At 45.4% G+C, this 12,018-nt stretch carries 3 protein-coding genes; all 3 read right to left on the bottom strand.

Annotated features, from left to right (window positions below; genetic code table 11):
* Positions 1-19 precede the first annotated feature (19 nt).
* The 3 genes from NC994_RS09475 to NC994_RS09465 all read right to left on the bottom strand — a co-directional run bounded on the left by NC994_RS09475 (position 20) and on the right by NC994_RS09465 (position 12,018).
* Complete coding sequence (locus tag NC994_RS09475) at positions 20-1,069, bottom strand: TauD/TfdA family dioxygenase (protein ID WP_190432130.1); 1,050 nt, start codon at positions 1,067-1,069, stop codon at positions 20-22.
* Between the two features lie 154 nt (positions 1,070-1,223).
* Positions 1,224-7,250 (bottom strand): non-ribosomal peptide synthetase, encoded by a 6,027-nt coding sequence (locus tag NC994_RS09470; protein ID WP_199299417.1) that lies wholly within the window; start codon positions 7,248-7,250, stop codon positions 1,224-1,226.
* A complete protein-coding gene (locus tag NC994_RS09465; protein WP_190432125.1) occupies positions 7,240-12,018 on the bottom strand; it encodes a non-ribosomal peptide synthetase in 4,779 nt (1,592 codons plus the stop codon). Before NC994_RS09465 ends, NC994_RS09470 begins: the two co-directional genes overlap by 11 nt.

The following is a 12,018-nucleotide window of genomic DNA, read 5'->3' as shown; positions in this document are numbered from 1 at the left end:
AAAACTCATTTATTCTGGATTAAATATGTTTACTGCTAAAAGGTTCAGCCATACCTACAACAACTTTGCGCGAACCAATGAAGGGTGTTCTTCCATGAGCCGTTAACATATTGTCAAGCATCAGAATATCTCCTGCTTGCCAAGGAAACATCACCGTTTCTTGGCGATAAGCAGAGCGAATTTCCTCCAAAGCTTCCGGTTCAATCGGGGAACTATCTCCGTAATAAGTGTTGTAGGGAAGCTCAATTTCCGAAAACGCTAACAATGCTTGACGAACTTTTGGTTCTAGAGTTGATACGTGAAAGAAAGCTGCATGATTAAACCAAACTGTTTCGCCAGTTTTCGGGTGGTTAACTACCGCCGGACGAATTTGGCGAGTTCGCAGCTTGTCGCCTTCTTTCCACTCCATCTCAATACCGTTCTCATGACAGTATGCTTCGACAACGGTTTTATCTGAAGTTTGAAACGCTTTTTGCCAGGGAAGTCCGAGTCCACCGCCAAAGTTGCGAACGTACATTACTTGTTTTTGGAGAAAGCGATCGCGTATTTGGACAGGAATGCGATCGCAGACTTTCCGAATATCCGCTATTGGCGTTTCTCCACCTTGTTCCGCAGGCTTTACGCAGTGAAAGTAAACTTTTAAAGGCCAGGTATTAGCGTAGGAAAGTTCGCTGTGAAGAAAGATAGTTTGGTCGGCTGGATAGTCGGTGGAAGTATAAACATTGTCCTTCACCAGAGTCCGCGGCGACGAACCATCTTGATACGGTAAAAGTTTACCATCAGAAGTGGCTTTGACGAACTGCTCAAATACTTCAATCCCCTGAATTTTGAAGTTGCGGAAGAGTATTCCTCCGTACTTGGAAAGTTGATTTTCAATGAATGAACGATTGTTTTGCGCCCAAGTAATTAAGTCCAATCCGTCTACCATTGGTTCAATAACGAGCGGTAAAGGTTGGTTAGGTTGTAGAGGTGCTACTTTAATCAATTCACCTTCAGAGACAGTAATTGATTTTCTTTGGGCAGTTCCTACTTTTTTAAGGCTGAGTTTGGGCGATTCTGGGGGTTTCATTAGATTTCTTACAAAAGTGTGCTTTCGTAATACCGCCAGGAATTTAAAATCCTGGCTCATAGCCAAAGTCGGTTGAAACCGACTAAATCTTGAATGTATTAGTCCGTTAAAACGGACTTCTGCTATTAGCCCTGAAATTGATGTCTGGGCGTTTCTATCCATGCATAGCTTTGCGTTTGACTCGCTTTAACTTTTGCAAGCTAGTTTGTGCGAGTTCTTTTTCTTGGGCGATTTGCTGTTGTTGTTCGGCTTGCGCGATCGCACTTGCAAGTTGTTCTAATCGAATCTCTGGTTGTGCCACGGCTTGCCGCAGAATAGCTTCTAAATTTCCGACGATTCGAGCAATGTTTGCGGCATCAAATAACTCGGTTTTGTACTCTAATGAGCCTCTTAAACCTGCGGCTGTCTCCGTTAACCCCAGCCTTAAGTCGTATCGTGCGATACCGCTGTAAAATTCAACTGAACTAAGCGTTAATTTCGGCAGTTTCACATCTGGAATTGGGGCATTTTCCAGCGCAAACCATACCTTAAACAAGGGAAATTCACTTTTTTTGCGGTTAGGTTGTAGCGCTTCTACTAACTTCTCAAATGGCAAATCTTGGTGAGCATAAGCGCCTAAAGTGACTTCGCGCACTCGTGCTAATAATTCTCGAAAACTGGGATTTCCAGATAAATCAGTGCGAAGAACTAAAGTGTTGACAAAGAATCCAATTAGTAGCTCTAGTTCAACGCGATCGCGATTGGCAATCGGGGAGCCGATGAGGATATCTTGCTGTCCCGTGTAGGCATAGAGCAAGGTTTTAAACGCCGCCGAAAGCGTCATAAATAAGGTAGCTCCTTCCCGCTGACTGAAAGCTTGAATTGCATCGCTCAAATCTTTGGGGAAAGCCAAATAATGGATGGCACCTCGATTTGACTGAACGGCGGATCTAGAGCGATCGCTCGGTAATTCTAAAACTGGTAAGTTTCCGCCTAACTGTTGTTTCCAATAACTTAAATGTTTTTCCAGTACCTCTCCCTGGAGATATTGCCGCTGCCAAACCGCAAAATCGGCGTATTGAATCGGTAATTCAGGCAGCACAGAAATTTCCCCAGTTGTAAACGCTTTGTAGAGTTCAGTCACTTCTTGCAGCAGCACCCCAATTGACCACAAATCGAAGATGATATGGTGCAGAACTAAAACTAAAATATGTTCTTCCTCACCGAGTTGCAGCAGTTGAATCCGAAACAGCGGTGCTTGAGTTAAATCGAAGGGTTGTAATGCTTCTTGGGCAATTAGTTGTTGAATTTTTACTTCTCGATCCGCCTCTGGAAAAGCTTGCAAGTCGATAATAGGAAATGTCACTTTCATAGCAGGAGCAATTTCTTGAATCGGTTGCCCTTCCATCACAAAACGGGTGCGTAATATTTCGTGTCGCCGCACAATTTCGTTAAAGCTTTGCTCTAGCGCCGCAATGTCTAATTGCCCTACCAGGCGAACTGGTGCAGGAATATTATAGTCAGGCGAACCGGGTTCTAGGTTATCAAGAAACCACAGTCTTTGTTGAGCAAAAGATAGCGGTAGTGGCTGATTCCGGGAAACACGCGGAATGGAACTAGAATCTAAACTTTGTTTTGCTTGCTGAGTTGAGGAAATTACTTCAGCTAATTCCGCAACAGTTGGTGACTCAAATAAAGTCCGTAGCGGTAATTCGACTTGGAAAGTTTCCCGCAGCCGGGAAGTTACTTGCGTAGCGAGTAGCGAGTGACCACCTAATTCAAAGAAGTTATCAGAGGCACCTACCTGCTGTAGATTTAGAATTTGGGCATAAATATTGGCAACTGTTTGCTCAATTGGTGTACGTGGTGCAACAAAGGTTTTTTCCAATTCTGGGCGGACTTGGCTGAGAGTAATGAGCGATCGCCTATCGATTTTACCATTCGGAGTTAGAGGAAATTCTTCCAGCAGGATAAAGTTAGAAGGCACCATATATTCCGGCAGCTTTTCCTGCAAATAATCGCGCAATTGAGGAACCAATTCACGAGTTACTTTTCCTTGCAGCGGATTATTCGCATAGTTTCTCCAAGGTTTTACTTTGACACTTGTTTCCAAGAATGCTGGTAATTTCTCTGGAGATGCCAAGGTTTTATGCACAAATACTGCATCGTAATGATTGCCAGAATAATTAAGGTGAATGCAGTAAGATAAGTCTTGACCTAGAGCTAGAATCTCTTCAGATTCAATCCCATCTTCCGTATTGCTTTCTTGCAGTGATTTTCGCAAATCGGCAACAGTTTCTCCTCCATCATTTTCAGCTAGCAATTCTAAAGTTTTCATCTCAGATAGCAGACGCGCATTAGGAATTCCCGTGATTCCCAAAATCTCTGGGTTGGTTTCTTCCAGTAACTGACGAATACCAAGAGTCGGATTTTGCTTCTGCCAATTTAGCCAAGGGAAATCTTGCAAACAATCGACTTCAGCACCGACTCGAAGAATCACATCGTAGCGAAACTTGGTCAATTCATTCTGGTATTTACCTGGTTTGGGTTGAATTTGGACGTGACTAATTTTGGAAAATTCATGCTTCAGTGCCCTGAAAAATTCCGGATCGATAATTAGTTCCTGCTCTTGTTGTAAGCGTTTTTGGATGCGCTGCCGTAATTCAGTTATAGAAAGGTTAGAGGGAGCTTGATGCAGTTGTACAGAAGTATGGAAAGCTTCTAATAGCGGCAAACTACGCACATCCCCAATGAAGATAGAACCACCTGGTTTCACAGCATTTACAGCGCCTTCCAAGACGCGCAACAGATAGTCAGTGCTGGGGAAATACTGAATCACGGAGTTAATAATCACCACGTCGAAGGCACCCGCTTCTATTCCCTCAAAGTTATCTGCCAGTCGTCTATCTAGCGTTACTTGGGGCAGGTTTTGCGTTGTTAATTGCTGCTGAATATAGTCAAGTGCAGATTGAGAGAAGTCGGTGCCCAAGTAATGGGAACAATGAGGCGCAATGGGGAACAAAAGTAGACCAGAACCACAACCAATTTCAAGAATGCGAGAGGGTTTTAAGGCGAGAATTTGCTCAACAGTGCTGTCAACCCACATCCGCATTTCTTCGGCTGGAATTGGTAAGCCTGTATAGCTACTATTCCAACCACTAATATTTAAGGTATCTTCCTGAATATTGGAATTTTGGTGGTAAGTCTTTTCAAAGACTGTTTTCCATTCCGATACATGCTCAGAATGCCATTGTATTTCTGGCAATTTATCTAAATCTTGAGGAAGTTGTTTGGTTGTCAAATAAGCAACGAGGCGGTGAGTATTCAGGTCGTCCTCTTGAGCTAAGACAACGGTTTGCTCAATGGCTGGATGTTTAGCCAATACAGCCTCAATTTCCCCTAATTCGATGCGGAAGCCGCGAATTTTCACTTGATGGTCAATTCGACCTAAAAACTCTAGGTTGCCGTCAGGAAGATAACGAACTAAATCTCCTGTTTTGTAGAGGCGCAACCTCTCCCCCAATCCATCCCCTAGTAGGGCAGGGGCGTCAGGCTCCCCCTTCCCTCGTAGGGAAGGGGGTTGGGGAGTTAGGTTTTGATTAAATGGGTTGGCAATAAACTTTTCGGCTGTCAGTTCTGGACGATTGAGATAACCTCGCGCCAGTCCTGCACCGCCAAGATAGAGTTCGCCAGCAACGCCGATGGGGACAGGTTGTAGAGAGTTATCCAATACATAGACTTGTGTATTGGCAATCGGGCGACCAATAGGCGGAGTGCCTTGGCTACCGCGTTCGATTAAGGCGTATGTTGAATAGGTAGTATCTTCCGAAGGCCCGTAGAGATTAAATACCTGCTGGATGTGGTTTAGCTGATAGAGTTGCTGCACCAGGTTATTTGGCAGGGGTTCGCCAGCAAGATTCACGGTGCGGACTGTTGCGGGGATAGCGTTATCTCGGAGTAAGGACGCGATCGCACTGGGCACGGTATTAATTAACGTCACTCGCTCCGCCGCTGGTAAAATCGGCAAATACAAGGCGTTTTCAGCCAGAATAACCGTACCACCACAGCTTAAGGGAACAAAGAGTTCAAAAATTGACAAATCGAAGCAGATAGAAGTAGAAGCTAAAACGCCTGCCATATCCGCTGGTGTAAACACTGTTTTCGCCCAATCAATCAGCGCCACAGTGTTGTGATGCGCGATCGCAACCCCTTTCGGTTTGCCAGTAGAACCAGAAGTATAAATGATGTAGGCGAGGTTATCTGCGGTTGTCGTTTCTTGAGCCTGATTTTCCGAGTTTTGTTGTGCAACCAGTTGCCAATCGGTATCCAGGCAGACAACCTTAGCATTATGGTTTGGAAGACTCTCAATGAGTTGCTGTTGCGTCAACAAGACGGATGCTTGCGTATCCTCTAACATGAACGCTAAGCGTTCTTGGGGATACTTGGGATCTAGCGGCACATAAGCACCACCCGCTTTGAGAATACCCAAAAGTCCAATCACCATTTCCAAAGAGCGTTCCATGCAAATGCCAACGAGAACTTCGGGTTTCACTCCGAGTTTTTGCAGGTGATGCGCTAATTGATTCGCTCGACTATTGAGTTCGGTATAAGTTAGCTGTTGGTTATCAAAAATTACCGCAATCGCATCCGGTGTTTGTTCTACCTGTTTTTCAAACAACTGATGAATGCACTGCCCCATCTGGGATTTAGTCGGGTAGCAATACTCTTGGGTTAACCTCTCCCCCTGCCCCTCTCCTTGCAGAAGAGGGGCGTCATGCACCCCCTTCCCTCGCAGGGAAGGGGGTTGGGGGGTTAGGTCTGTCGAATAATATTGAGTTTGATTAAACTCCACCAACAACTGATACCGTTCTGCGGCGGTCAAAATTGGTAAGTCGCCAAGACGCTGATTAGGATTAGCGGCAATACTTTCCAACAATGTTTGGAAATGTCCCAACATCCGGCTAATTGTGGCGGTATCAAAACGGGAGCGATCGCATAGAATCCTGATCGACAATTCCGCTCCCGTTCCTGCCATGATGGTTAGGGGATAGTTTGTCTTCTCAAAAATCCGCAAATTGTCTATCTTCAGGTTCCGATTCTCTTCCCATTGCTCAGGCTCGACGGGATAGTTTTCTAAGGTGACAGTGCTCTCAAACAAAGGTACGTTAGCAGGAAGTTCACTCCATCCCTGAATTTTGACGAGAGGGCTATACTCGTACTGACGCATTTCTGCTTGTTGAGCCTGAAAACGATTTAACCAAGGCAAAAGTTCGGCTTCGGGATTGACATCTACCCGCATCGGCAAGGTGTTGACAAACATCCCGACAATCGATTCCACCCCCACTAAATCGGTTGGACGCCCAGAAGAAATCGCCCCAAAAATTACATCCTGTTCGCCACTGTAGCGACTCAGCAGAATCGCCCAAGCTCCTTGCACTAAGGTGTTAATCGTTAAGCGATGCTGCCGTGCTAAGGCTTCCAGAGCAGCGCTGACAGCCTGCGATAGCTTGATTTGCTGCTCGTTGTCCTTGTTTTCTAGACTCGCCTGATTGTGCATCCGGTCTAGTCCTAGAGGAGTCGGTGCGGTAAAGCCTTGCAGTGTCTTTCTCCAAAATGCTTCCGCTTTCGACAAATCTTGCTGCTGTAGCCAGGTAATGTATTCCCGGAAGGGACGGGGGCGTTCCAGGTGTAATTCTTGCCCTTGGCAGAAGGCTTGATAAAAGGCGTAAACTTCCTGAAATACCAGGGGACCCGACCAACCATCTAAAAGGATGTGGTGATGGCTCCAAACCACTTGATAGGTATCATTTGCTAACCGAATCAAGGCGAGACGCATCAAGGGGGCTTGGGAAAGGTCGAAATCGCGATCGCGATCTGCCTGCAAAAACATTTCTAAGCGTTCTGCTTGCAACTCCTGCGAATGCCGCCAATCTTGTTCCTCCCAAATCAGTTCAGCTTGGCGGTACACCACTTGATAAGGCTTTTCCAAATCTTGCCAAAAGAAGGCAGTCCGCAAAATCGGATGTCTGTCGATTACCTGTTGCCAAGCTTGCTTGAACGCGAGGGCATTAAAATCTCCTTGCACCGTCCAGCTATACTGCTCGAAATACATTGCCGATTTTGGGGCATACAGCGTATGAAACAGCAACCCCTGCTGCATCGGTGAAAGTTCGTAAATGTCTTCTAGATTTTCAACTTTCATGGCGGCTGCCTTTGGTAGATTGACTGATTTGGGCTAGCAACTTGTCAAAGTCGCTGGTACTGGCTTTGGCGGCGATAAAGTCTGAAGGAGTGTAGCCGCCTGCTTCTGGAGATTGACAGTGGGCAATAAGCGATCGCAGCGCCTCTATATATCCCTCAGCTAGTCGCTGCACCGTTTCCCGGCGATGTACCGATTCGCTAAAACTCCATTCCAGGCGCAGTTGACCGACTGCAACTAATCCATTAATTTCTAATAGATAGGCTCGGCTTCCTCTTGGGCTGTAAAGGTTTCCAGTAGATTCAGAGGCGATTTTAAATAGCGAGGATGACGGTAAAGTTTGGTCGAATTGACCAAGATAGTTGAAAGTTACCTCCGCTTGAGGCAATGCTTTTAGTGCCAAGGCGACTTCTTCACTGCTGAGGTAGCGCAATGCACCATAGCCAAAGCCACGATTGGGAATCCGGCGGAGTTGTTCTTTAACTGCTTTTAAAGCTTCTCCGGGTTTGCTATTTTTCCCCACATTCAGCAGCACAGGAAAGACTGAAGTAAACCAGCCTACAGTGCGGGATAAATCGATTGATTCTGAGAACGTCTCTCGTCCGTGTCCCTCTAGATCCACGAGAACCGAATCCATCCCTGTCCATTGCGAAAAAGCTTGTCCCAAAGCGGTTAGTAACACATCGTTTATTTGGGTGTTATAAACCTTGGAAACTTCTTGTAATAGAGCTTGAGTTTCTTCTTGGCTCAAGCTAACGGATACGATTTGAACCGTAGCCATTGTATTGATTCCATTAGCATCTACGGGTAAGCAATAAGTCGGTTTTTGCAATTCTGTCAGCCAATGATTTAGTTCTTGCTTTAATGCATCTGAATTTGCATACTCTCGTAGTTGTTCAGACCACTGTTTAAACGAAGTTGTTTTAGCTGGAAGTTGAATGAATTTGCCTTGACTGATTTGTTCGTAACTTGTCTGTAAATCTTCAAGTAGAACTCGCCAGGAAACACCATCAACTGCTAAGTGATGGATGACAATCAACAAACGGTTCGGCTGATTGTCGCCAAGCTGGAATAAAACAACTCGAATCAGTGACCCTTCAGATAAATTTAAGCTAGCTTGAAGTTCATTAGCCGTGTCTTCAATCGCTTGCTTTTGCTGATTTTCTGGCAGGTTAGAAAAATCAAGTTTGATGAGTGGTATTACTTCATCAACATCAGCGTAAAACTGTTGCCAACCGGATGCATCCTTGACAAAATGTAATCGAAGGGAATCGTGATGCTTCAGTAATGCCTGTACCACCTTTTTTAACTGATTGACATCCAGGCGTTGCCGGGTTTCCAGCAAAACTGCCTGATTCCAGTGGTGAACATCGAGTAAATTTTGTTCAAAGAACCATTGCTGAATTGGTGTCAGAAGTACCGCTCCAGTGACGATACCTTGTTCGGCTTCAATCGTCGTCTGCGTCGTCCCTGCTACCGCCGCTAACTCTGCGATTGTTTGATATTGAAAAATTTGTTTTGGACTTATCTGAAGTCCTGCATCACGCGCTTTAGAAATTATCTGAAGACTCAGGATAGAATCTCCACCTAACTCAAAGAAGTTATCGTAAATGCCAATTTTATCAACTCCCAGAACCTGCGACCAAACTCTTGCGAGAAATTCCTCGGTGATGGTTTGAGGTGCGGTATAAGCTGCTTCGACTTGGGAACGGGTGGGATCGGGAACTGGAAGCGATCGCCTATCTAATTTGCCATTAGGTGTTAGTGGTAAAGTCTCCAACACCACAAAAGCCGATGGCACCATATAATGCGGTAGCTTTTCCTTAAAAAAACCACGCAATTCTTTAATTAATTCTGAATCTTGTAGGGACGTGCAGCCGTGCGTTTGCCCTAATTTAACATCATTAGGATTGCTCACTATATAAGCAATCAAGCGCTGGTTTCCTGGTTCATTCTCGCCAGCTAAAACCACAGCCTCACGCACCGCAGGATGTTGACTTAACACCCCCTCAATTTCTCCTAGCTCAATCCGGTAGCCGCGAATTTTTACTTGATAGTCAATTCTGCCAATAAACTCAATATTGCCATCAGGTAGAAACCGCGCAAAATCTCCAGTTTTATAGAGACGCGAATCTGGCTGATTACATATTTCTTGTTCCCCCTCTCTGCTTGCGGAGAGCGGGCTAGGGGGTGAGGTTCCTACTTTAAAAGGCTTAGAAATAAACTTCTCTTGTGTCAACTCAGGACGGTTGAGATAACCCCGCGCCAAGCCAGCACCCCCAACATAAAGTTCGCCAGGAATGCCGACAGGTAATGGCTGTAAATGGGAGTCTAAGATGTAAAGCTGAGTGTTGGTAAAGGGACGCCCAATTGGTACTAACTGCTCGCTAGATAAATTAGCCGTCCCTTCAAAATAAGAACTATCAATCGTGGCTTCTGTCAAGCCAAAAGAGTTAATCAGTCGCGTCTGACTTCCACAAAATTGGCGATTTTTTTCATACTCTCGTACATACCAACTATCAGAGCCGCAAATTAGCAGCCGCATAAAATCGAGACGTTTTTTGTTATCCTCTACATATTGAACTAAACCCCTTAAAACAGCCGGAACAAATTCCGCACAATTCACTTTTTCCTGGAGCATCAACTCATAAAGCTTTGGCAGATCTAGTAGGAATTCGCGGGGACACAGAACCAACTTTCCACCAGAACATAAGGCACGAACGAAGTCTCCTGTAAATACATCAAAGGAGAAATTCGCCATCTGAAGGTGACAACTTGATGCAGCGCGAAGTTGATAAGTTTCTTCCCAAGCTAGATAGATACTAACCAGGCTGCTATGCTGAATCATCACTCCTTTAGCTTTGCCAGTAGAACCGGAAGTATAGATAATATATGCCAGGTTCTCGGCAGTTATTTTGGTAAGTGGATTCTTGGTACTATTTTGTGAAATTACCTCCCAATCTGCATCCAGACACATAATTTTTGTTTCGTGTTGAGGCAGACTCTTTAACAACCGATTTTGAGTCAGCAACACAGGCACTTGGGTATCTGACAACATGAAAGCCAAGCGCTCTGAAGGATAGGCAGGGTCTAGCGGTACATAAGCGCCCCCCGCTTTGAGAATCCCCAAAATTCCGACAATCATCTCTAGGGAGCGTTCTACACAGATGCCAACCAAAACTTCTGGTTTTACCCCTAATTTTTGCAAGTGATGCGCTAGTTGATTCGCCTTTGCATTGAGTTCTGCATAAGTTAGTTGTTGGTTCTCAAATACAACGGCAACTGCATCTGGTGTCTTCTCTACCTGCGCTTCAAATAGCTGATGAATACAGAGATTTTGAGAGTAATTCGCTTGGGTGTCATTCCAGTCAACTAGCAACTGATGCTGTTCGGCTTCTGTCAGTAATGGCAAATGTGATAGGGGGCGATCGCAATCAGCAACAATGCCTTCCAGCAAGGTTTGGAAATGCCCCACCATGCGAGTAATCGTGGTCGCGTCGAACAAATCGGTATTGTACTCAAACGAGCCAATCAGTTCTTCTCCCCGTTCGACCATATCCAGGCTCAAATCGAACTGTGCAGTGCCGCTGTCCACTTCCAAGGGAGTTAGGGTTAGTCCCGACGCTAGCTGCATCGCTGGCATAGGAGCGTTGTTAAGAGCAAACCACACCTGAAATAGAGGATTTTGGCTCAAATCCCGCTCTGGTTGGAGTTCTTCTACTAGCTTTTCAAAGGGCAAATCCTGGTGAGCATAAGCACCTAACGTTACTTCCCGAACTCGATTTAGTAACTCTTTGAAAGTGGGATTGCCACTTAAATCTGTTCGCAGCACCAAGGTATTGACAAACAACCCGATGAGTCCCTCAACTTCTGCTCGGTTGCGATTTGCGATCGCGCTCCCCACAATCAGGTCATCTTGGTTTGTGTAGCGGTGTGCTAGCGTCTTGAATGCCGCCAGCATTGTCATAAACAAAGTCACACCTGTTTGCTGACTTAGAGATTTGAGCGCTGCTGTCAAGGTTTTGGATAGGACAAAAAATTGCTTTTTCCCCGTGTAAGACTGAATAGCAGGTCGAGGGCGATCGCTTGGCAGTTGCAGCACTGGCAAAGAACCACTCAATTGTTGTTTCCAGTAATTGAGCTGAGTTTCCAAAACTTTCCCCTGAAGCCAGTCACGCTGCCAAACAGCAAAGTCTGCATACTGAATTGGAAGTTCCGGAAGCGGTGAGGGGTTGCGATTAGAAAAGGCTTCGTAAAGTGCTGCCATTTCTCGCAGAAATACCCCCAAAGACCAACCATCAGAGATGATATGGTGCATGGTCAGTAGCAACACATGATCTGCTTCATCTAGTCGTAACAGCGTGACTCGCCACAGAAGAACTTTAGTTAAATCAAAAGGTTGTTGGATTTCCTCATTTGCTCTTGCATAAATCTCAGCTTCTCGCTCACTTGCAGGTAGCGCTGTTAAATCTACAATCGGCAAGTTTAGAGTCAAGCTGGCTCGGATAACTTGCACTGGCTGACCATCTTCAACCGCAAACGTCGTCCGCAAAGCTTCATGGCGTTGCACCATTTCATTGAGACTTTGCTCCAAAGCAGCAATGTTCAGCTTCCCTGTAAGGCGGACAGCGGCAGGAATGTTGTAGAAAGGACTGCCTGGTTCAAATTGATCCAGAAACCACAATCTTGCTTGTGCAAAAGAAGTCGGAAGAACGAAAATATCGTCTTCTTGAATGTCTGTTGTAGCATCCCAGGAAGAATGCAATGTCAT

This window comes from Trichocoleus sp. AS-A1 (genome assembly GCF_039962015.1).
Taxonomy (GTDB): domain Bacteria; phylum Cyanobacteriota; class Cyanobacteriia; order Cyanobacteriales; family FACHB-T130; genus FACHB-T130.
The sequence above is the reverse complement of the archived record's forward strand: the minus strand, read 5'-3'. Positions and strand labels throughout refer to the sequence as shown.

Coding starts and splice junctions, on each gene's coding strand:
- NC994_RS09465 (WP_190432125.1), bottom strand. CDS start 12,018: ATGACATTGCATTCTTCCTGGGATGCTACAACAGACATTCAAGAAGAC.
- NC994_RS09475 (WP_190432130.1), bottom strand. CDS start 1,069: ATGAAACCCCCAGAATCGCCCAAACTCAGCCTTAAAAAAGTAGGAACT.
- NC994_RS09470 (WP_199299417.1), bottom strand. CDS start 7,250: ATGAAAGTTGAAAATCTAGAAGACATTTACGAACTTTCACCGATGCAG.